We start from the raw sequence: 22,756 nt of genomic DNA on the forward strand, positions 1-22,756 counted from the left end.
GCGTTCTCAGCAATTCTTGCCGTATCGGGTGGGGCATCTCTCGTTTGGTTTTTCGACTCTCACTGGTGTTAAGTGCAAACCATTGATTCTAAAGCTATTGATAAATGGTCATCGGTGTAAGATACTTGTGCGGATATTTATGTCCATTATTTGTCAATAAAGGGAAGCTTATGCTCAGAAAAACCCTCATCAGTATTGCTGTGTCAAGTGCACTGTATGTGTCCAGCAGTTACGCATTAGAGCTGGGCGAGTTAACCTCTCAATCAAATTTGGATGAACCGTATCGCGGTAGCATTGAGTTGTCCGATGTTGGTTCATTAACCGATAACGATATTTTGATACGCTTGGGCAGTGAGAGTGAGTTTAGGCAGGCCGGTTTTGCCCCGACTCGAGTGCTGTCTCAGTTGAAATTTGACATTGCACGTAATAATGGCAATTTGATTGTCGCGGTGTCATCAGAACAACCGTTGCGGGTGGATGAGCTGCGCTTTGTTTTGGCGGCGCGTTGGCCCAGTGGTCAGGTTGTGCGAGAGTATCAAACGCCGTTAAATCAATCTGCGTTGGTCAATAAGTCTCAAGCCGATGTGGTGCAGACGGCGCCTGTGTCTCGAACCTCCAGCGAAGCGGGTCGCGTTTTTCGTCAAGCGACTGTGGCCGCTGAAAAAATGCCTTCTAATGGGCGGCTGAATGTGTCCAAGGGAAATACGCTTTGGTCGATCGCCGGTCAGAATAACCCCACCAATCAATTGACCATTTATCAGACGATGATGGCCATTCAGGCTCTTAATAAAGACGCTTTCTATTCCGATAACATCAACCTTTTGAAAGAAGGAGCGGTGCTGCGTTTGCCGACGCAGGAGCAAATAGCGCTCTTTAACCAGTCTATAGCAAAAGAAGAATTTCAGCGTCAGCATGATGCTTGGGTCGCGCTAAAAGGTAATGCGGGGCGTTCAGCTGTTTCTCAGGCGCAAATGAACACTCAAGCGAAGGCAAAAGGCGCGGCAGCAAACGCAGAGTCAGGTAGCGATAAGCTTACGCTGGCCTCAGGTCAAAGTATGCTTCCAGAAAATGCCGCAGGCTCGAATACGGGCGACGGTAAGGGGGGCGTAGACGCGTTGCAAAATGAATTATCGGCTACCCAAGAAACATTGGACAAAGAGCAACGGGAAAAGGCCGAGTTGTCCAGTCAGCTAGGTGATTTGAGTGAGCAGTTAGCGACGCTTGAGCAGTTGATTAGTTTGAAAGATAAACAGTTGGCCGATTTGCAACAGCAGTTTGCTAGCGCTCAGCAGGCACTGCAAGAGCAAAAAAATACCGTTGATCAGCTATTAGAAGCCGACCAAATACGTCGGGAAAAAGAGTTGGCCGAAGCGGATTCCTTGGTTAATAAGATTTTTGGTAACCCCATCGTCGTTTCCATTGGGGCGGTTGTTTTGCTGTTACTGGGTTTTTTAATTGGTTTGGTGATGCGCCGAGCTGGAAAAAAACAAGAGGAGCAAGATTCGCTAAAAAAGAATGAGTTCGACCTCTCTTCTGCGGCGGTTGTCGCCCCTGTGGCCGCTGTAGCGGCTGCAGATTATTTGGTTGAAGATGAGGTCGACGAAAAAACAGACGTGGATGAGGAAGACCCTTTCGCCTTTGATTTTGGCGGATCAGATGACGACTTTGACTCTTTTGATGCCGAGATAGCGTCAGCCGATTTGGTGGATCCTGATATCGAAGAAGATATCGATTTTCTGGAAGAGCAAGAAGACGTACTAGAAAGCGCTACAGATGAAAGTGCTGCTGATGAAGATGTGACAGACGATGACTCGATAGAGGACATATTTGCCTCGTTTGGTGAGACCGATGATTTAGCAGAGAGTGCGGATGATTTAGTCAATGATCTAGAAACAGGCGCTGAAGGCGACGATATACCGACGATGGGGCCTGAGTCCATGGCGCCTAACGATTCCGCTGAAAAAGACGTCGAAGACATGACGGTAGAAAGCGAAGAGGAATCCTTTGTTTCTAGTTTGCTCAATGATGTCGAGCAGGATGATGTCGATGAAGCGTCTATTTTTAGTGGAACACCGGATGAGTCTTTGGCCAATGCGATTGAAGAAACATTGGCTGAAGCGCAAGACGAATCAGATGAAATGGATGTCCCCGCCTTTGGTGAAACGGAAGCTGCAGAGGACGAAGAAGTCAGTGATGATGAAGAAGAATTTGACTTCTTTGATGCCAGTGGTGACGAAGTTGCTACCAAGTTGGATTTGGCAAGAGCTTATATGGATATGGGCGATGAAGAAGGTGCACGGGTTATTCTGGACGATGTCATCGATTCAGGAAACGAAAAGCAAATCGCTGAAGCGCAGAATATGATGGAGCGAATGTTCCCAAGTGACTAAAAAAGTAGTACTCGTTGTTGAATATAATGGCTCTGAATATAAGGGCTGGCAGGCACAAAAGTTTGGTATTCCAAGTGTTCAGGAGCGTTTAGAAAAAGCATTATCAGTGATCGCAAACCACCCTGTCAGGGTGGTTTGTGCAGGTCGAACAGATTCCGGGGTGCATGCTAGCGCTCAAGTGGTTCACTTCGAGACAGAGGTTGAGCGTAATGAGCGAGCTTGGACCATCGGTGTTAATACTTACCTTCCAAGCGATATAACCGTGGTGGCTGCGCGTTATGTAGCGGAAGACTTCCATGCGCGTTTTAGTGCCATGAGTCGCCGTTATCGCTACGTGATTTATACCTCTGATTTTTGTCCAGCGATATTGGCTAAAGGGGTAACTTGGACTTATAAAACACTTGATGTAAGCGCGATGAAAGACGCCGCCAAGGTGTTTTTAGGGACTCATGATTTTTCTTCTTTTCGCGCGATTGGTTGCCAAGCCAATACTCCTATACGAACGATTTTACATTTTGATGTACAGCAGCTGGGGCAATATATTGTCTTAGATGTTAGGGCGAATGCCTTTTTACATCATATGATTCGCAATTTTGCTGGGGTGCTGATATCAATTGGCGCGGGTGAAAAGCCCGTAGCGTGGGCAAAACAAACCTTAGAGGCAAAAGATCGTACTAAGGGCGGGATAACCGCGCCGCCGACAGGCTTGTATTTTGTGGACGCCCAATACCCTGATGTGTTTAATGTGCCTAAACGACCTTTAGGTCCTCATTTTTTACCTTATGTAGACGAGCCTCTTTATGCGCTGCCGAGTTAAAATTTGCGGAATAACCAATCTAGACGATGCGTTGATGGCGTGTCGTCATGGTGCTGATGCATTGGGGTTTGTTTTTTACGCAAAAAGCCCAAGGTATATCACACCGGAAAGGGCGAATGCTATCGTGTCTCAGTTACCTCCGTTTGTTACTCCTGTTGCTTTGTTTGTCGACGCGGATGCGTCTCTGGTGGATGCTGTCATCAATGGCAGCGCCCGTTGGTCGATTCAATTTCACGGCAATGAGTCTGAGTCTGAATGCCTTTCTTATCAGCGTCCTTATATGAAGGCGTTGAGAATACAGCAAGGGGATAATGTTGCGGCCTTGGTAGATCAATACCCCAGTGCCAGCGCTATGTTATTAGACGCCTATAAAGCGGGCGTTCCTGGTGGTACGGGTGAGGTGTTTGATTGGTCTGTGATTCCAGCGCTGCTGTCTAAGCCTATCGTATTAGCGGGAGGTTTGACGCCTTACAACGTTCAACAGGCGGTGCAACAAGTTAGGCCTTATGCTGTTGATGTCAGTGGGGGTGTCGAGTTGTCTAAAGGTATTAAAAGCGAGCTTAAGGTTCGAGAATTTATTAGTGGAGCAAAATGTGAATAGCACAGATATCAATCTAGAGTTACCCGATTCTCATGGTCGTTTTGGTCCCTATGGCGGCATATTTGTTTCTGAAACACTCATGTCGGCTTTGGAAGACTTGGCTGAAATGTATGAGCGCTTGTCCAAAGACAGTGAGTTTCAGGCGGCGTTTGATTATGACTTGGCGCACTATGTTGGCCGTCCATCGCCTTTATATTTTGCCGAGCGATTAACCAAAAAAGCCGGTGGTGCGAAGATTTATTTAAAGCGTGAAGACTTAAACCACACCGGTGCTCATAAAATCAACAATACGATTGGCCAGGCTTTGCTTGCCAAGCATATGGGTAAGCCAAATATTATTGCTGAAACCGGAGCGGGCCAACATGGTGTTGCATCGGCAACCGTGGCGGCGCGTTTGGGCCTGAAATGTAAAGTGTTTATGGGGGCGGAAGATATTCGTCGCCAATCACTGAATGTTTACCGCATGAAGTTGCTTGGCGCGGAAGTGGTTTCGGTGGAATCAGGCACTAAAACATTGAAAGATGCCCTTAATGAAGCCATGCGCTATTGGGTAGGGAACGTAGACGATACTTTTTATATTATCGGTACGGCGGCGGGCCCTCATCCTTATCCTAAGTTAGTGCGAGATTTTCAGTCAGTGATTGGTCGTGAGACGAAAGCGCAGTGTTTGGCGCAAGAAGGTCGCTTACCGGATGCCTTGGTGGCTTGTGTGGGTGGCGGATCCAATGCCATTGGCATGTTCCATCCGTTTATTAAAGACGAAGGTGTTGCTATGTATGGCGTCGAAGCGGGCGGTGATGGCATTGAAACGGGTCGTCATGCGGCGCCGTTAAATGCTGGTCGTCCAGGTGTCTTACACGGTAATCGTACTTATGTTATGGCGGACGATGATGGTCAGATTATGGGGACTCACTCTATTTCGGCCGGTTTGGATTACCCAGGGGTTGGCCCGGAGCACGCTTGGCTAAAAGATATTGGTCGCGCTCACTATGTGGCTATTAATGACGATGAAGCGATGGAAGGTTTTCGTGATCTAACGCGCTTGGAAGGCATAATGCCAGCGCTTGAATCCAGTCATGCCGTCGCTTACGGTATGAAATTAGCGGCCACTATGGCAAAAGATAAGATTGTCGTGATCAATCTTTCTGGTCGTGGTGATAAAGATATTCTTACCGTTGCAGAATTAGATGGGATCGAAGTATGAGTCGCATTAAACAATGTTTTAAAAATTTAGAAAAATCTGGTAAAAAGGCGCTCATTCCGTATATTACCGCAGGCGATCCTAGCCCTGATTATACTGTGACCTTGATGAATGCCTTGGTTAAGGCTGGAGCGGATGTTATTGAAATTGGCATGCCTTTTTCAGACCCAATGGCCGATGGCCCTGTCATTCAGTTGGCTTGTGAGCGGAGTTTGGCGGCGGGCACCAGTGTCAAAAAAGTACTGCAAATCATCACAGAATTTAGGCAGGGCGATAAAGAGACCCCCGTTGTTTTAATGGGCTATTTGAACCCCATCGAGTTTTTTGGTTATCAGGCTTTTTCAGATGCGGCAAAAGAAGCGGGTGTCGATGGTATTTTATTAGTCGATCTGACTCCAGAAGAAGCGGTAGATGTAGTAGAATGCTTCCGAGAGAACGAAATCGACCTTATTTATTTGCTGTCACCGACGACGACACCTGATCGCGCGAAGAAAATTTGTGATCTAGCGTCAGGCTATGTGTACTACGTTTCTGTAAAAGGAGTAACGGGGTCGGCGGAGCTGGATGTTGATAGCGTTAAGAAACATGTGGATTCATTACGCGCGATTACTACCTTACCTATTGGTGTTGGTTTTGGTATACGTGATGCAAAAACGGCCGCTGCGGTTAGTCAGTGCGCGGATGGGGTGATTGTTGGTAGTGTGTTGGTAAATGCCATCGCTGCAAATAAAGATCATCAAAAAGAATATATAGCGGACGCTTTGAGCGCTATTTTGTTACCGATGCGTAATGAAATGGACGCTTAGCGTCAGCCAACGAGAAATATGGAGAACAACATGAGTAGCTGGTTAGATAAATTTGTCCCTTCGATTGTGCGCAGTGAATCAAAGCGGAGTGCAGGCTCTGTGCCTGAAGGTCTTTGGAAAAAGTGTCCAAAATGTGAGAATGTTTTATACCGTCCAGAGCTAGAAAAAAACCTCGATGTTTGTCCTAAGTGTCAGCATCATCTTCGTGTTGGTGCGCGTCGTCGTTTGGATATTTTCTTGGATAAAGAAGGTCGTCATGAAATCGGCGCCCATCTTGAGCCTGAAGATAAATTAAAATTCAAAGATTCAAAACGTTATAAAGACCGTTTGGCTGATGCACAAAAAGCCACCGGTGAAAAAGATGCGTTAGTGGCAATGCAAGGCGCTTTGAATGGTTTGCCCGTAGTGGTGGTGGCGTTTGAATTTAGCTTCTTGGGTGGTTCCATGGGGGCTATTGTTGGTGAGCGTTTTATTCAAGCGGTTAATGTGTGTTTGGAAAAACGCATTCCGCTGGTGTGTTTTTCTGCCAGTGGTGGCGCGCGCATGCAAGAAGCGCTTATCTCCCTAATGCAGATGGCGAAAACCAGTGCAGGTTTGGAGCGCATGAAGCAAGAAGGCATTCCTTATATTTCGGTAATGACGGATCCGGTTTTCGGCGGCGTATCGGCTTCTTTGGCCATGCTGGGCGACTTGAATGTGGCTGAGCCAAACGCGTTGATCGGTTTTGCTGGGCCGCGTGTTATTGAGCAAACCGTGCGTGAAAAACTGCCTGAAGGTTTCCAGCGTAGCGAATTTTTGCTGGATAAGGGCGCGTTAGATATGATTATCAAGCGTGATGAAATACGCGCTCGTTTGCACAATATTCTATCTTTGCTTACTGCCAATAAGGTTGCTTAATTAAATGACGCATACGTCATTAGCGAGTTGGCTCTCATACATTGAGAGTCAACACCCCTCTGAAATAGCGCTGGGCTTAGACAGAGGGAATAAAGTATTCGCTAGACTGAATTTGTCTAGACCGAAAAAACAAGTCATCACGGTGGCTGGCACCAATGGCAAGGGTTCTACTTGTGCCATGTTGACCCAGTACCTCTGTTCTCAGCATCATTCTGTTGGTACTTATACCTCTCCGCATTTTCTTGATTTTAATGAGCGTATTGCGGTCAATAACGCGCCTTGTGACGATGGGCTTATCTGTCGTGCCTTTGAAGCGATTGAAGCAGCCCGAGAAGACATTCCGTTAACCTATTTTGAATTCAGCACCTTGGCGGCTTTGTGGGTTTTTGATCAGTCTGAGCTGGATTATTGGGTGCTTGAAGTCGGGTTGGGCGGACGTTTAGATTCGGTTAACATGGTCGATACTGACGTGGCGGTCGTCACCTCTATTGCCTTGGACCATATGGATTGGCTAGGCGATAACATTGATGTGATTGCGCGGGAAAAAACGGGTATAGCCAGACGCGATAAACTGCTGATTAGCGGTGTGGTTAATCCACCCAATGGCATTGCAACCACGGCGGGTGAGATTGGTGCACAGTTGCGTCAAAAAGGCGTTGATTTTAGTTTTCAGCGCGAGAGCGATACTTGGTCATGGTCTGGTAATGGCATTCAATATGAAAACTTACCGATTCCTTCTTTGCCTTTGCAAAATGCCGCAACGGTCGTTGCTGTACTGGTTTACATGGGGCTCGCCCCTACTTCGGCTGACTTAATCACGCTGTTTAGTACGGCCCAGTTAACGGGGCGTTTCCAACAGGTTGCTTCTTCTCCTGAGGTATACATTGATGTGGCTCACAATCCGGAAGCCGCCATTGAGTTGGCTCAGCGCATAGGGTATTTACCCCGTCGTCCTATTGCGGTTTGTGGCATGTTAAAAGACAAGGACATTGCCAGTGTGATGGCGAGTCTTGCGGATCGTTTTTCAGCTTGGTTTTGTTGCGACTTGAAAGGCGCACGAGGGGCTCAAGCGGTTGAGCTCATGAAACATATTTCACAAGCCTCGTCCGATTCTGGTTTGCAAATGCAGGCTTTTCCTTCTGTTCGCGATGCGCTCAATGAGGCGTTATCTAAGGCAAAAGCAGAGCAGCGTGCGGTGATAGTGTTTGGCTCCTTCGTTACTGTTTCCGATTATTTGGCGCTGGGCCAATCAAAAGAGTAATTTATGATAGATAGAACCCTAACCTACCGATTAATTGGTGCTGGCATCATGGTGTTGTCCGCCGCGATTATTTTACCGTTAATTTTGGATGGCGAGCGTCCTGCGGAGCTGGATGTTCAAGTTCACGTCACGTCACCCCCAGCCTTTCCTACGGTGGACATTGCTACTGTACAGCCAGTCGACAGCTTGCCTGTTGAGCCTTACCTGAGTGAAGGGGCATCGGCCGACAATATTCAACTGATTCCTGTTCCATCCTCTGCCACAGAGGTTGAGCGCCTTGATCAAGCGACATCTGACGTAACTGCGCAGGTTGAGAAAGCGGCGCCAGTTGAGAAAGCGGCGGTCGTTGAAAAAACGGCCCCAGTTGTTGTCGCCGATCGTTGGACATTGCAGATTGCGACATTCAAGAGTAAAGACAATGCACATCGTTTGGTCGAGAAACTCAAAGCGGCCAATTACGCGGCTTATAGCGTGACGACTAACTCACTGTATAAGGTGTATGCTGGCCCTGAACTTAAACGAGAAGCCTCAGAAAAAATGCGCGAAGAGATTAAAAAGAAATTTAGCTTAACGGGAATTGTTATAAAATATTCAGTGAATTAACCGGTGGTTTGTGTTCTCAGTATTTGGAAAGTGTTGGTCATCTGTTAAACTGCGCAGCGATTTTTAGAGGTATTCATGGAGCAAGTAAGTTCAATGTCGACTATTGATTGGTTGATCATTGCTGTGGTGATTCTTTCGACTCTGTTGAGTTTGAAAAGAGGCTTTGTGAAAGAGGTTTTATCTTTATTGACTTGGGTCGTTGCCTTTGTCGTGGCGGTAAAGTTCTCTGAGCAAATGCAAGCTCTGTTAGTTGAGCAGGTTCAAAACGACCAAATTCGCTACATCGTGGCGTTTATTTCGTTATTTGTCGCGTCGTTAGTGGTGGGTGCCTTAGTCAGTTTTTTGCTGGGCTCTTTGATTCAAGTAACCGGTTTATCAAGTACTGACAGAGTACTTGGCATGTTATTTGGCTTTGCTCGGGGGAGTCTGATTGTGGTGGCGTTCGTGGCTTTGTTAAGCTTGAGCCCTGCGATAGAAGAAACTGAATTTTGGAAAACGTCCCAGTTGATTCCTCAATTGGGACAGTTGAACGACTGGACGCGTGAGATGTTAGGCAAGAGCTCGGATCTGATGGATTCGACTCTCATTGACCGCGTTCTTGGTAATTAGCTGTCTAATTTGATGGCCAAATAGAAAAACTTTGCGGTGTTTGCCGCAATTCCCCAACACGAGGATCTAGAACATGTGTGGTATCGTTGGTGTCGTAGGCACGTCTGTGGTTAACCAAGCTATTTTTGATGCGTTAACCCTTCTTCAGCATCGTGGGCAAGATGCTGCGGGCATGGTTACTAGCCATAATGGACGATTATGCTTGCGCAAAGACAATGGTCCGGTGAGTGAGGTTTTTCGCACTCGCCATATGAAAAAACTGCACGGCAATATAGGTATTGGCCACGTCCGCTATCCGACGGCGGGCACATCTAGCTCAGCGGAAGCACAACCTTTCTATGTTAACTCTCCCTATGGTATTTCGCTTGCGCACAATGGTAATTTAACCAATACGGCTAAGCTTAAACAGGAAGTGTTTGAGTCGGATTTACGCCATATCAACACGACGTCAGATTCTGAAGTCTTGGTAAACGTATTGGCTCATGAGCTGCATGAAGAAGGCAAGTTGGTACCAACCCCTGAAGATATTTTCAATGCCCTAGAACGCGTTTATAAGCGTATTGAAGGCGGCTACGCGGTGGTCACCTTGATCACCGGGTATGGCATTTTAGCTTTTCGCGACCCTGATGGCATTCGCCCATTGATCTACGGTTCTCGACAAACGGATACGGGTGTTGAGCACATGGTGGCGTCTGAAAGTGTGGCGCTTGATGCGGCTGGCTTTAAGGTTGAGCGTGATATTCAACCTGGTGAGGCAATCTTTTTTGACTTAAACCATAACGTTCACGTGCGCCAGTGCACACCGAAAAAAGTGGCTCGTCCATGTTTGTTTGAATACGTGTATTTTGCGCGTCCAGATACCGTAATCGACAGTATTTCTGTCTACAAAGCTCGTATTAATATGGGTGAGCGTCTGGCGGCTAAAATTCAGCGTGAATGGCAAGATCATGATATTGATGTGGTGATTCCTATTCCCGATACCAGCCGTACCGCCGCCTTGCAAATTGCTCAGGCGTTGAATATTCCGTTCCGTGAGGGATTGGTAAAAAACCGTTACATTGGCCGTACTTTTATCATGCCAGGGCAAGCGGTGCGTAAGAAATCGGTGCGTCAGAAATTGAACCCAGTGCCTTTTGAGTTTAAAGACAAAACGGTGTTACTAGTGGATGATTCCATTGTTCGCGGTACAACGAGTAAAGAAATCATTGAGATGGCAAGAGAAGCGGGCGCGAAGAAGGTATACATTGCGTCTGCGGCGCCTGAAGTGCGTTATCCGAATGTGTATGGTATTGATATGCCGGCGGCACACGAGCTTATTGCGCACAATCGTAGTGTCGATGAGATTTGCGAGTTGATTGGCGCGGATAAATTGATTTTTCAAGATCTACAAGATTTAATTGACGCTTGTATCGATGAAAAACATTCGGATGTTCGAGAGTTTGATACGTCTGTGTTTGATGCAAAATACATTACAGGTAACATTGATGCGGCTTATTTAGCCAATATCGAAGGCGCGCGTAATGATTTAAATAAAGCGGCGCTTGAAGACATGGAAAGCAACGATATGATGCATCCAATGTGATCTCAGTCCGTATGCAGTGACAGATAAAGCTAAGCCAGGTCACGCCTGGCTTAGTTATTTTTTTGGGTAGTTTTTTTGGATAAATGACTTTTTGATAGATGACTTTTAAAGAGTGGCTTGGAGTGAAGTAATGGCTGATTATAAAGACGCAACGAATGCGATTCGTGCTGGTATTCGTCAAACACAAGAGCAAGAAAACAGCGAAGCCATTTTTATGACCTCGAGTTTTGCCTATAGCAGTGCAGAAGAAGCCGCAGGCAAATTTTCTGGTGAAGAAGAGGGTAATGTCTATTCCCGTTTTACCAATCCAACGGTAGCGCTGTTTGAGAAACGTTTAGCGACCCTAGAAAAAGGCGAAGCGGCGATTGCGACCAGTTCTGGTATGGCCGCCTTGATGACCTTGGCTTATAGCTTATTGAGCGCCGGTGATCGTGTTGTTTGCTCACGCAATATCTTTGGTTCGACGGTTAAGTTTTTTAACGCCTACACCACAAAATTTGGTGTGGAAGTGCTGTATGTGGATGCCACCGATTACGCCGCATGGGAAGACGCGATTAACGACAATACGCGTTTTTGTTATTTCGAGACGCCATCCAATCCGCTTTATGAAGTCGTTGATGTTGCAAGAGTGGCGGCCTTGGCGCATGCCAAAGGTGCCTTGTTGTGTGTCGATACGGTCTTGGCCACGCCGGCGTTGCAGAACCCTTTAACGCAAGGGGCTGATATTGTGATGCAGTCTGCTACCAAGTTTATTGACGGGCAAGGTCGCTGTTTAGGCGGCGCGTTAATTGCCAGTCAAGAGATCGTCGATGTGTTTACCGCCTTTATGCGCAGTGCGGGCCCATGCATGAGCCCATTCAACGCTTGGGTGTTGCTAAACGGTCTTGAGACCCTGTCTTTGCGGATGACAGCGCATTCCGCTAATGCGATGAAATTAGCTGAGTATTTAGAAGCGCACCCTAAAGTGCAGGCCGTAAACTACGGCGGCTTGCCAAGTCACAAATATCATGAATTGGCTAAGCAACAGCAAAAAGACTTTGGCGGTTTATTATCGTTTGAGGTGGAGGGTGGTCGTAAAGCGGCTTGGGCAGTCATTAACGCCACGAAATTGATGTCGATTACAGGTAACCTAGGAGATACCAAAACCTTAGTGACGCACCCAGCGACCACGACGCATGGCCGTTTAACCGATGAAGAAAAAGCCAAAGCGGGTATTACCGAAGGCTTGATTCGCGTGTCTGTTGGCTTAGAAGACATCGATGATATTATTGCCGATGTTGAAGCTGCGCTGGCGCAATTATCCTAATCTGTGATTGATATTTTATGACGTTATTTAGCCTGCAATTGATTGATCTATATTGTTTTTTTGTAGGTCGTGGCTTTAGCCCGACAAGGCGTAATTTGTCGTGGTGAGTTTTTTGTCGGCATAAATGCGCGACCTTGTATCTCTTCTTGATGAGTGTTTAGCTAACACTTATCACATCGGGAAATCGGTGAGCTCGTGCGCGACCTGAGCACAAAGATGCTATTTTGTAGATTGAGCCCTGATTTCCTAACCTCCATTAAACTGAATGGTATCCTAGCACCCCAAGTAAGGGTGATGCTGCATGTACAAGGGGAGTAGATAGAGATGAAAGCTTTTATTGGCATTGATATAGGTAAAGAAAAGTTAGATGTTAGCTTTCTACGCGATGTGGTCAAAAATAAGCTAAAAACTAAGGTATTAAAGAACACAACACAAGGCTATCAAGAATTAGTTAATTGGTTAGTAAAGAATACGGGGTTAGAAGCTCAGAATATTGTTATTACGACAGAGCCTACTGGCATTTATAGCGAACCTTTAATGTATTTTTTATATGAACAAGGATTTACTCTTTTACATGTAAATCCAGGAAAAGCAAAACAATATGCAAACTCATTAGGGCTAGTTCATAAGACTGATAAATCAGACGCCACAATGCTCGCTCGCTATGGTCATGACCAACAATATTCACTTTCAAGTTGGCAGCCAGAGCCTGTAGAAGCAAGAGAGTTAAAGGCAATGGTGCGTAGACTTGAAGCGTTAGAAAAAGATTTGCAGCGTGAAGAAAACCGTTATGAAGCAGCAGAGTTTTCAGACGCATCAGCTCGAGTCGCTCAATCACTCAAAGATATGATAGCGGTATTAAAGGCTGAAATTGATAAACTCAAGAATGAAATTGATGAGCATATTGACAGGCACCCTCAATTAAAAAAGAACCGCCAATTACTTGAAAGTATAAACGGTGTTGGTGAAGTAACATCCCGAATAATGGTTTGCTTACTGGCGTGTAAGCGGTTTAAGAGCGCGAAACAATTAGCTTCTTATTTAGGCCTGATCCCCAAGCACAACGAATCTGGCAAACGGGCAGGAAAAACATCCTTGAGTAAGGAAGGACCTGGTTATATCAGAGCGAAATTGTATATGGCTGCAGTCGCGGCAGGACAACATAATCCTGATATAAAAGCTCAAAAAACGAGATTACTAGCACAAGGCAAAACAAAAATGCAGGCGCTAGGTGCAGCGATGAGAAAGTTGTCACAAATATGTTTTGGTGTTGTTAAGAATCAAGCAGAATATCAGCCTCAAGTTAGTTAAATAAAAACTTGAGGCTGGTTAGGAGAGATGGTATCTACATGGTTCTTTGTCGTACTTTAGCTTTGTAGGCCTGATGAGGGGAGGTACGACCGTAATCAGGCGTATGACGTTATTTAGCCTGCAATTGATTGATCTATATTGTTTTTTTTGTAGGTCGTGGCTTTAGCCCGACAAGGCGTAATTTGTCGTGGTGAGTTTTTTGTCGGCATAAATGCGTGACCTACATGGTTTTATGTAGGTCGTACTTTAGTTTTGTAGGCCTGATGAGGGGAGGTACGACCGTAATCAGGCGTATGACTTTATTTAGCCTGCAATTGATTGATCTATATTGTTTTTTTTGTAGGTCGTGGCTTTAGCCCGACAAGGCGTAATTTGTCGTGGTGAGTTTTTTGTCGGCATAAATGCGCGACCTACATGGTTTTATGTAGGTCGTGGCTTTAGCGCGTCAAGGCCGACCTACAGGTGATTGGGTTTGGTGTGATCAGCTTTTTCAGTTTCGTTTTGATGGTGCTCATCTTCATGCTGGAAGGTTGCCGTTTGTAACGCTTCTAGCTGTTGTTTTTCCTTGCGACGCGCGCCCAATACCAATAAACAAGGCGTTAAAATAAGGGTGAGCGGTGTGGCAAAGGTTAAGCCGCCAGCAATTGCTGTGGAAAGCTGTGTCCACCATTGAGCGGAAGGCGCGCCAATGCTGAACGATTGATGCACTAGATCAATGTTTAGCTGAAACACCATAGGCACCAAGCCGAGAATGGTGGTAATAGTAGTCAATATAACGGGTCTTAAACGCTGGACGCCAGTACGAATAGCGGCTTCGCGCACCATTAAGCCTTGTTTTCGTAAGCCATTAAAAGTGTCGATTAAGACGATGTTGTTATTGACGACAATGCCCGCCAACGCAATAACGCCAACCCCACTCATGACCACGCCAAAGGGTTGTCCTTTTGCCATGAGTCCAATCAGTACGCCCATAGTCGAAAAGATCACCGCACTTAAAATCAGCAAGCACTGGAAAAAATTATTGAATTGGGTGACAAGGATGATCGCCATAATAAAGAAAGCAACACCAAACGCCTTGAGCAGGAAGCTCATCGATTTTTGCTGCTCTTCGGTGTTGCCACGAAATTCGTAGCGGACGGATTTGTCTATGCCAGCCGCATCCAGTTTGGTTTTAATCGCCTTGATCACTTCATCGACAACAAGACCATCTTTTACGTCAGCCTCAATGGCGATGGTTTTCTTGCCGTCGGTTCGATTGATCACGCCTTGTTTGGGGGCTGCATAGCGCTGAATAAAATTGCTCGCTGGGATGCTGCCTTGATTGGTGGGAATTTGCAGTTGGTCAAGTTGCTCCAAGCGGCGTTGATTCACGGGATAACGCAAGACGATGTCTATTTTGTCATCCGCCCCTGCTGGCAAAAAGTCGCTCAAGGTAATGCCTGTGGTGACCAGCTTGACCACATTGCCCAGACTATTGACGTCGACGCCGTAACGACTGGCCTCTGCACGATTGATATCAAGGCGCCATTCAATACCGGGCAAGGACCTATCATCGCTGACGGTGACGATTTCTTCTCTTGTTAATAGTTGCTTGCTGATCTCATCGGCGGCGAGATTGAGTGCTTCACTATAATTGGAGCTTAATTGCAGTTGAATATCGGCACCCGATTGTGGGCCGCCTTGCTCTTTTTCAGCACTGACTTCGATGCCGGGAATCTGCTTAGTTCTTTCCCTAATACGATCCAAAATAACACTGGCGGATTCACGTTTATACCAATCGATAAACTCCATGCTGATGGCGCCTATGCTGTCTGGCGCGGCATTGTTACCCGGTGTAGAGTAAGAGGTTGCGACAACGCTTTTTAATTCAGGCGTGCCAAGGATTTGCAGTTCAACTTGTCTGACCAGCGCGTCTTTTTCATCAAGCGATAAATCGCCTCTGGCGCGTATGTCCAAATTGGCCGACTCCGGCTCAATATTAGGAAAGAACTCCACCCCTTTGCCAAAATGGCCATAGCTAACAAAAACGCTGATCAGCAAGGCAATGGTAAACAGCAACACCCACACAGGGTATTCCACTAACCGAGTCAGCATTCTGCCGTAGGCACCCGTTAGCCCGGTCAGCTCTCTTAGGTCCCCCGTTTCGGTCACCCGTAGCGCGTGCATAGTTTTTTCCGTGTAGGCGCCTTTTTTGCCAATAATCGAACCTATGGTTGGTATGATGATTAAGGCCATAACGAGAGAAGAAGCGAGTGTCGCAATGATGGTGATTGGCATAAAACGCATAAATTCACCAACAATATCAGGCCAGAATAACAAGGGCATGAAAACCGCCAAAGTGGTGGCTGTGGAAGCGGTAATCGGCCACGCCATGCGTTTTGCGGCTTCGCTGTAGGCTTGTCTTTTAGAGGCGCCTTCGGCGAGTTTACGATCCGCGTATTCAGTGACCACAATCGCGCCGTCCACCAGCATGCCGACACTGAGAATTAAGGCGAAGAGTACCACCATGTTGATGGTGTAGCCTTGCAAATCAAGAATGAGAATGCCCGCTAAAAACGCCCCCGGAATGGCCAGGCCAACCAGTAGCGCACTGCGGATACCAAGCGCCCAAACGATGACAATCATCACCAGCAAGGTGGCGGCTAAAACATTGTTAAACAGGTCATTAAGGGAGGTTTCTATGTCCGTGGATTTATCGCCCGTTAGATTGTATTCAACGCCGCTGGGCCATTGTTGGCTCTCGCTTTCGACAACCGTTTTGACGGCCGCAATGGTGTTAATAATATTGGCGCCTACACGTTTCGATACTGCCAACGTAATGCTGCGCTTGCCTTCTACACGAGCATAACTGGTGGCGTCTTCAAAGGTTAATTCACCCGTGGCAATGTCGCCCAATAAGACGACTTGATCGCCATCGGCTTTGATGGGCAAGTTCATAATGTCTTCTTTGGTTTTCAGTAAGCCGGGGACTTTTAGTGAGAAGCGACCAGCGCCTGTGTCTAGGTTGCCAGCGGCGACCAAGCGGTTATTGCCAGAGACAAAATTCGCCACATCGGCCAGAGAAAGGTTGTAAGACTCAAGTTGCTCTGGGCGGATAATAATCTGTGCTTGTTGTTCTCTGTCACCACTGATGTTGGCTTCTAAAACGCCGTCAACGGCTTCAATCGCATCTTGCAGATTTTTTGCGGTACGGCTTAAGGTGGCAAAATCTACGTTACCTGATAAATTGACCCGTAGTACAGGGAAAGTAGATAGGTTTATTTCCGTGACTGTCGGTTCGTCGGCGTCGTCTGGCAATTCACTTTTGGCTCTGTCTACCTTGTCTTTGGTGTCGCTGATGGCTTGATCAATGTCCACCCCAGACAAAAACTCCAGCATAATAGAAGCATGACCTTCTGATGCGGTGGATTTAAGTTCTTTAAGTCCTTCTAATCCCTTCAGTTCTTTTTCTAGCGGATGCACCAACAAACTGTCAGCGTCTTCAGGCGAAATGCCTTCCAAGCTAACCGACACATACGCCATGGGAATGGTAATGTCTGGGTCATTTTCTTTGGCGATTTCAATATAAGACACGGTTCCCAGCAGAAGTATGAGAACAAAGAGCATCATGACGGTACGAGAGCGAGCTAAGGCGGCTTCAATCAATGCTTGCATATTCTGGCCTCCTTCTTAGTGTTGATAATGTGCGTCAACTTTATCGCCGACAGACACAAAACCCTGTCCAACGGTAATAATGTTGACATTATTGGGAAGGCCGCGCACCCAGACCTGATCGCGCTCTGATTTGACAATGTCAACGGGCGTCATCACAACCCTGTTGTCTAGGTCGATGGTTTTAATGGCGGTTCTGCCAGCATCATCTAGGGTGAGTAATGCGGCGGAAAACGCATGAGCTTTTTGCTCCTCTAAAATGAAATCGACGGCGGCCGTTAAGCCTGCTGGAATTTTATTGCCGGGATTATCCACTTGCATTTCAACCGTAATGGTGCGGCTAGATTCGTTTGCAGTGGCGCTGATATAAGACACAAAACCCTCTGCTTCATCGCCGGATTCAAGGCGAATATTACCCTGAGTGCCCAGTTTGATCTGTTGGATTTTATTTTGTGGAATGTTCACGCTGACTTTGATGGGGTTGATTGACACCAAGGTACCTAAAGTCGCACCAACGGCTAATACTTGTCCTTCTTGAACCGCTAAGCTGTTTAATATGCCAGAGAAAGGGGCGGTAATGTTGGCGTTTTCTAAATCCACTAATAAAGCGCTTTGTGTCGCTCGCGCCGAGGCAAGATCGGTTTGTGCTTGGGCTAGATTTACTTTGGAGGATAAATTTTGCAGATTGAGTTTTTGGATGCCATCGAGTTCAAGCTGTTTCTGCTTGACCAACAAGTCCGCCTGCTCTATTTGCGCTTGCAAGGTACGAGTGTCTATTTGGGCAATGGTACGGCCTTTTTTAACAAATTGACCTTTTTCTATGGGCAGCTGAGTAATGCGCCCCTGATAACTGTTAATCAGCGCTAAGGTTTCGTCGGCAAGGGTTTTGCCGCTTAATGGCAAATGCATTTCAATGGATTGGGCGATTAGGGTTTTGGCTTGAACAGGATAGGCCAGTGCGCTTTCTGCTGTTGGTGATGAAACCGTGTTTTCTTGCGCTGTTGTCTTTGTTGGACTGACTGTGATGCCATTGCCTCCAACGACCATCCAGCTGATGGCCAAGGCTGCCACCACCACCGCGGTGATTGGCCCGACTTTGCTTTTTAAATTCATTAAAATCTCCCTGAAAAAATGATTATTATTATGTTTTTTGAGAAATATACCGCGACTGTCGAGTCTTGTATATTCCCCAAAATAGCGCTCAAAGCAGTACGACGAAAAAGTATCAATATCGACACTAAAAAAGCGCACCTTTTTAAAGGCTGGTTTTTCTTTTTCTGATTTCAGTTCGGGTATTTGCTGAACCTTCGCTTAGAAGGATGATACTATACCGCCACAATTTTTTTACTTTATATGGGTAGATATGAGTCTATTGTCGTTAGAACAGATCAGTGTTGCTTTTGGGCATAATCCGCTGCTGTCAAAAATCAGTTTTTCAGCCGAAGCTGGAGAGCGTGTTGCTATTATCGGTCGTAATGGTGCAGGTAAATCTACGCTATTAAAAGTCATTTCGGGCGAGCAAGTTGCCGATGAAGGCGTGGTTCGTCTTGAAGGTGGTATGACCATTGGACAGCTACCGCAAGAATTGCCCGATGCGAATGAAAAAACCGTTCGTGAAGTGGTCAGTGAAGGCGCGGGGCAAGCGCATTCTTTAATGACGCGCTACTTCACGTTGCTAGAAGATTTCGAAAATGACCACGCCAATGAATTAAGTGATATTCAAACGGAGTTGGATCGAATTCAAGGTTGGGATTTAGAGCAACGTGTGAATCACATGATTCAGCGTTTGGCTTTACCGGCCGACAAGCTAATGTCTGAATTGTCTGGTGGTTGGCGTCGTCGCGTTATTTTGGCGCAGGCGTTGATCTCTAACCCAGATGTTTTGCTATTAGACGAGCCGACTAACCATTTGGACGTGCCGACCATTGAATGGATGGAGCAACAGCTTCAACAATTCCGTGGTTTGATCTTGTTTATTACCCATGACCGTCGCTTCCTCGAAAAACTCGCCAATCGCATTATTGAGCTGGATCGCGGCAATTTGATTTCTTTTAGCGGCAATATTACCGCTTTTCTTGCCTTTAAAGAAAAAATGCTCGAAGAAGAAGAGCGTGCCAATGCCTTATTCGATAAGCGTTTGGCGGAAGAAGAAGTCTGGATTCGTCAAGGGATTAAAGCGCGCCGTACCCGTAACGAGGGCCGAGTTCGTGCCTTAAAAGCGTTACGTGAAGAACGCTCTGAGCGTATTAATCGTCAAGGCAATGCCAAAATGGCGATTGAGACCAAAGACAAGTCTGGCAAGCTGGTGGCAGAGTTCACCCAAGTGGGGCATTCTTTTGAAGACAAAGTCATTCTTCAACCCATGGATTTTGTGGTCAATCGCGGAGATCGTATCGGTCTGATTGGTCCAAACGGTTGTGGTAAGAGTACCTTCTTGAAAATCCTATTAGGCGACCTTGAACCAACATCAGGCATCGTTCGTCAAGGTACTAAGCTTAATGTGGCGTATTTTGATCAGTTGCGTGAGCAGCTTGACCCAGAACAAACCGTGGCCGAAAACGTTGGCGAAGGCAAAGACGTTATTGAAATCAACGGTCAAAATAAACACGTGATTGGTTATTTGGGTGATTTCCTTTTTCCACCTGAGCGTGCTCGTACACCGGTAAAAGCCTTGTCTGGTGGTGAACGTAACCGTGTCTTGTTGGCGAAATTGTTTACTCGTCCGGCCAACCTGTTAATCATGGATGAGCCAACCAACGATTTGGATGTAGAAACATTAGAGCTGCTCGAAGAGCTACTAATGAACTACGACGGCACCTTGTTATTGGTCAGCCATGACCGTGCTTTCCTTGATAACGTGGTCACCAGTGTGATTGCTTTTGAAGGCGAAGGCCGCGTAAAAGAATACGTGGGTGGTTACCAAGATTGGATTCGTCAAGGTGGCAAATTCCCAACGGAATCTACCTCGCAAACCGACGATGCGCCAAGCAAAAAGGAAAAAGCCAAAGCCGACGCCAAAAAAGCCGAAGAGGCAAAGCAGAAATCTTCTGTGCAAGCTAAGCCGAAAGCCAAGCTAAGTTATAAAATCCAGCGCGAATTTGACGATATGCCAACGACTCTTGCTAAGTTAGAGTCCGAAATCGCTGCTTTGCATGTGACGACAAGCGCGCCAGATTTTTATACCGGTGATGCCGATAAGGTGCAAAAAACCTTGGCAAAGCTAGCGCACAAAGAAGAAGAGCTTGAAACCACCATGGAGCGTTGGTTAGAGCTTGAAACGATGCAAAACGGATAAACTGTGCAAAACGGGTAAAGTATGACAAACAAAATAACACCAGTTTCATTTGTACCGCGCTTGTTTGGCGCGTTTGGGCAGTTTTTTAAATACATGGCGAGCGGCGATTACGCTGCTCGCTGTCAAGCTGCAGCCCAAGGCGAGCAATTCGCTTTTGAAGTGGAACCAAAAATCATTACAGAAGAGGTGGAAGTGATTCGTGAAATCGAAGTCGCTGCGCCTGTTTTGGACACGGTTAACGCTGACGGCGCACATCAATTATTGCAACTGCTGCAACAGGAAGCGCGTTTTATCGACTTTATCCAAGAAAGCATTGATGATTACAGTGATGCGGATGTGGGTGCTGCCTCTCGCCAAATTCACGCGGGTTGCGCGAAAGTATTGCAGCAACATTTTACTATTGATGTGGTGTCTCTCGACGTAGTGAACACCGCAGCGGAAAATAGCCGTGTGGAAGTGCCATCTGGCTACGATGCAAAGCAGATCAAGCTGGAAGGCCGTGTAAAAGGCGATGGTCCATACGCTGGCACGCTTATTCATCCCGGTTGGAAAGTGACCGAAACGCGCTTGCCAAAAGTTACTAATACGGAAAGCCTACATATTTTAGCGCCAGCTGAAGTCGAGGTATAAACCCATGAGTCAATATTTTATTGGTATCGACCTAGGTACCACCCATTCGGCTGTCTATTATTCGCTGTCCAGTCAGGCGAAATCTGAGGCGAAATCTGACGCGGATCAGTTTGGGCGTCTTCAGCAATTGGCGATTCCGCAGTTTATCGCCGCCGGTCAAGTGGATGCTCGTCCTTTGTTGCCTTCGTTTGTCTACTTTCCTCATAAAACCGAATTTTTAGAAAGCGACTTGCTGTTGCCTTGGGGTAAAGCCTCTTCCATTGTAGGCCAGTTGGCGCGTGAATTGGGCGCGAAATCCTCAGGTCGATTGGTGCAAAGTGCCAAGAGCTGGTTGTGTCATGCTCGCGTCAGTGCTGATGAAGCGGTTTTGCCAGTAGACGTACTGGAAGAGGTGGAAAAAGTCTCTCCAGCACAGGTAACGGAAACCTTGTTGGCCTATTTAGTCAATGCGTGGGCCAATCAATTTCCGCAGGCGCCGATTGCTGAACAAACGGTTGTCATCACGGTGCCAGCGTCTTTTGACCCTGCGGCTCGTGCGATTACCGAGCAAGCGGCAGAAAAAGTCGGTCTGCGTGCGCGTTTGATCGAAGAGCCATTAGCGGCGTTCTACGCTTGGTTAAGTGATCAACAAAACTGGACCGACAGTCTAGCCGTTAACGACCATATTTTGGTTGTTGATGTGGGCGGTGGTACGACGGATTTGTCATTAATCCAAGCGGTTGAGCAAGAGGGCGCTCTTGGCCTAGAACGCGTGGCAGTAGGGCGTCATATCTTACTTGGCGGCGACAATATGGATTTGACGTTGACCTATCATTTAGCGGCTCAATTGGCGCAAAACGGTACCAACCTTGAGCCTTGGCAAATTAGCGGTTTAACCCAAGCTTGTCGTGACGCAAAAGAGCGTTTGTTATCGAACGCAGATTTAGAGGAAGTAAGTGTTGTCGTTCCCAGTCGCGGTCGTAGTTTGTTTAACAACAGCATTAAGGCGGCGTTAACGCAAAACGACGTTCAACAGCTTTTGATTGATGGCTTCTTTCCACAAGTGGCGTTAGGTGAGCAAGCTCAGAAAAATGCACGCAGTGGCTTTAGTGCGATTAATTTGGATTACGAAGGTGATCCAGCGATTACGCGTCATATTAGTGAATTTTTGTCTCAGCACAAGGTGACGCCAAGCAAGGTTTTGCTAAACGGTGGCGTGTTTAACGCCAGTGTGATTCGCAGCATACTAGAAGCGCGGCTGGCCGCAATGCTGTCTGAGTCGTTAAGCGGCAGAGAGTTAACCATGTTGACGCCGTCCCATTTAGATCATGCGGTTGCCAAAGGCGCGACGTATTATGCTCAAGTACAAGCGGAAGGCGGCGTCAAAGTTAAAAGTGGTTTGGCCGCCAACTATTACATCGGCGTTGCCAGTCCAATGCCAGCCATTCCTGGCATGGCGCCGCCCGTGGACGCTATTTGTGTTGCGCCATTTGGATTGGAAGAAGGTTCAGAAGAGCAGATGCTGCCGAACGAGTTTTCGCTGCTGGTAGGGGAAAGTGTCACTTTTCGTTTTTTTCAATCCAAAAACAGCGAAGCGCACTCTGTCGGCAAAGTAATTGCGTCTTTTTCGATTGCTCAGCTTAACGAATTGAATCCTTTGTCGGTGCGTTTAGACGCAGGTCATTATCAGGCTGGCGACATGGTGCGAGTGTATTTAACGGCTCGTGTTACCGAATTGGGATTATTGCTATTGCAAGCGCACGATACTCAATCTGAGCTAAGTTGGACCATTGAGTTTCAAGTCAGGGAGTCTTAAA

17 protein-coding genes are annotated in these 22,756 nt (G+C 46.8%); 15 read left to right on the top strand and 2 right to left on the bottom strand.

Going from position 1 to position 22,756, the window contains the following annotated elements; all coding sequences use genetic code 11:
- Positions 1-170: 170 nt before the first annotated feature.
- The 12 genes from J8N69_RS15020 to J8N69_RS15075 all read left to right on the top strand — a co-directional run bounded on the left by J8N69_RS15020 (position 171) and on the right by J8N69_RS15075 (position 13,384).
- A complete protein-coding gene (locus J8N69_RS15020; protein ID WP_168827150.1) occupies positions 171-2,390 on the top strand; it encodes a FimV/HubP family polar landmark protein in 2,220 nt (739 codons plus the stop codon).
- Positions 2,383-3,207 carry a tRNA pseudouridine(38-40) synthase TruA gene (truA, locus tag J8N69_RS15025; RefSeq protein ID WP_168827151.1) on the top strand — a complete coding sequence of 275 codons (825 nt, stop codon included), beginning with the start codon at positions 2,383-2,385 and terminating at the stop codon, positions 3,205-3,207. The genes J8N69_RS15020 and truA overlap by 8 nt, the downstream gene beginning before the upstream one ends.
- Positions 3,191-3,808, top strand: a complete 618-nt coding sequence (locus J8N69_RS15030; protein ID WP_168827153.1) for a phosphoribosylanthranilate isomerase — start codon at positions 3,191-3,193, stop codon at positions 3,806-3,808. The genes truA and J8N69_RS15030 overlap by 17 nt, the downstream gene beginning before the upstream one ends.
- Positions 3,801-5,012, top strand: coding sequence for a tryptophan synthase subunit beta (gene trpB, locus J8N69_RS15035; protein ID WP_168827155.1), 1,212 nt, complete (start codon positions 3,801-3,803; stop codon positions 5,010-5,012). Before J8N69_RS15030 ends, trpB begins: the two co-directional genes overlap by 8 nt.
- Positions 5,009-5,815 carry a tryptophan synthase subunit alpha gene (trpA, locus tag J8N69_RS15040; RefSeq protein WP_168827157.1) on the top strand — a complete coding sequence of 269 codons (807 nt, stop codon included), beginning with the start codon at positions 5,009-5,011 and terminating at the stop codon, positions 5,813-5,815. Before trpB ends, trpA begins: the two co-directional genes overlap by 4 nt.
- Positions 5,816-5,845: 30 nt before the next feature.
- Complete coding sequence (gene accD / locus J8N69_RS15045) at positions 5,846-6,712, top strand: acetyl-CoA carboxylase, carboxyltransferase subunit beta (protein ID WP_168827159.1); 867 nt, start codon at positions 5,846-5,848, stop codon at positions 6,710-6,712.
- Between the two features lie 4 nt (positions 6,713-6,716).
- Positions 6,717-7,973: a bifunctional tetrahydrofolate synthase/dihydrofolate synthase gene (folC, locus tag J8N69_RS15050; RefSeq protein WP_168827161.1), complete on the top strand. Its 1,257-nt coding sequence runs from the start codon at positions 6,717-6,719 to the stop codon at positions 7,971-7,973.
- A gap of 3 nt (positions 7,974-7,976) precedes the next feature.
- The gene (locus J8N69_RS15055) at positions 7,977-8,576 is read left to right on the top strand and encodes an SPOR domain-containing protein (RefSeq protein ID WP_227803912.1); all 600 of its coding nucleotides are present in this window, start codon (positions 7,977-7,979) and stop codon (positions 8,574-8,576) included.
- 75 nt (positions 8,577-8,651) lie between these two features.
- Complete coding sequence (locus tag J8N69_RS15060; RefSeq protein ID WP_168827163.1) at positions 8,652-9,185, top strand: CvpA family protein; 534 nt, start codon at positions 8,652-8,654, stop codon at positions 9,183-9,185.
- Positions 9,186-9,258: 73 nt separating this feature from the next.
- Complete coding sequence (gene purF, locus J8N69_RS15065; RefSeq protein WP_168827164.1) at positions 9,259-10,767, top strand: amidophosphoribosyltransferase; 1,509 nt, start codon at positions 9,259-9,261, stop codon at positions 10,765-10,767.
- 130 nt (positions 10,768-10,897) lie between these two features.
- Complete coding sequence (locus tag J8N69_RS15070; protein ID WP_168827165.1) at positions 10,898-12,073, top strand: O-succinylhomoserine sulfhydrylase; 1,176 nt, start codon at positions 10,898-10,900, stop codon at positions 12,071-12,073.
- 324 nt (positions 12,074-12,397) lie between these two features.
- Entirely contained in the window at positions 12,398-13,384 is a 987-nt protein-coding gene (locus J8N69_RS15075) for an IS110 family RNA-guided transposase (protein WP_168827684.1), read from the top strand.
- A gap of 456 nt (positions 13,385-13,840) precedes the next feature.
- Here the strand turns inward: J8N69_RS15075 and J8N69_RS15080 are convergent, their stop codons facing one another.
- Positions 13,841-17,038 carry an efflux RND transporter permease subunit gene (locus J8N69_RS15080; RefSeq protein ID WP_227803913.1) on the bottom strand — a complete coding sequence of 1,066 codons (3,198 nt, stop codon included), beginning with the start codon at positions 17,036-17,038 and terminating at the stop codon, positions 13,841-13,843.
- A gap of 15 nt (positions 17,039-17,053) precedes the next feature.
- Positions 17,054-18,148, bottom strand: coding sequence for an efflux RND transporter periplasmic adaptor subunit (locus J8N69_RS15085; protein ID WP_168826572.1), 1,095 nt, complete (start codon positions 18,146-18,148; stop codon positions 17,054-17,056).
- A gap of 250 nt (positions 18,149-18,398) precedes the next feature.
- On the opposite strand from J8N69_RS15085, the gene J8N69_RS15090 reads away from it, so the two are divergent.
- The 3 genes from J8N69_RS15090 to J8N69_RS15100 are packed head-to-tail and all read left to right on the top strand — an operon-like array spanning position 18,399 to position 22,755.
- Positions 18,399-20,330 (top strand): ATP-binding cassette domain-containing protein, encoded by a 1,932-nt coding sequence (locus tag J8N69_RS15090; protein WP_168826570.1) that lies wholly within the window; start codon positions 18,399-18,401, stop codon positions 20,328-20,330.
- A gap of 21 nt (positions 20,331-20,351) precedes the next feature.
- Complete coding sequence (locus tag J8N69_RS15095) at positions 20,352-20,960, top strand: DUF2760 domain-containing protein (RefSeq protein ID WP_168826568.1); 609 nt, start codon at positions 20,352-20,354, stop codon at positions 20,958-20,960.
- A gap of 4 nt (positions 20,961-20,964) precedes the next feature.
- Entirely contained in the window at positions 20,965-22,755 is a 1,791-nt protein-coding gene (locus J8N69_RS15100) for an Hsp70 family protein (RefSeq protein ID WP_168826567.1), read from the top strand.
- Position 22,756 lies beyond the last annotated feature (1 nt).

Source organism: Marinomonas profundi, assembly GCF_020694005.1.
Classification (GTDB): Bacteria; Pseudomonadota; Gammaproteobacteria; order Pseudomonadales; family Marinomonadaceae; genus Marinomonas; species Marinomonas profundi.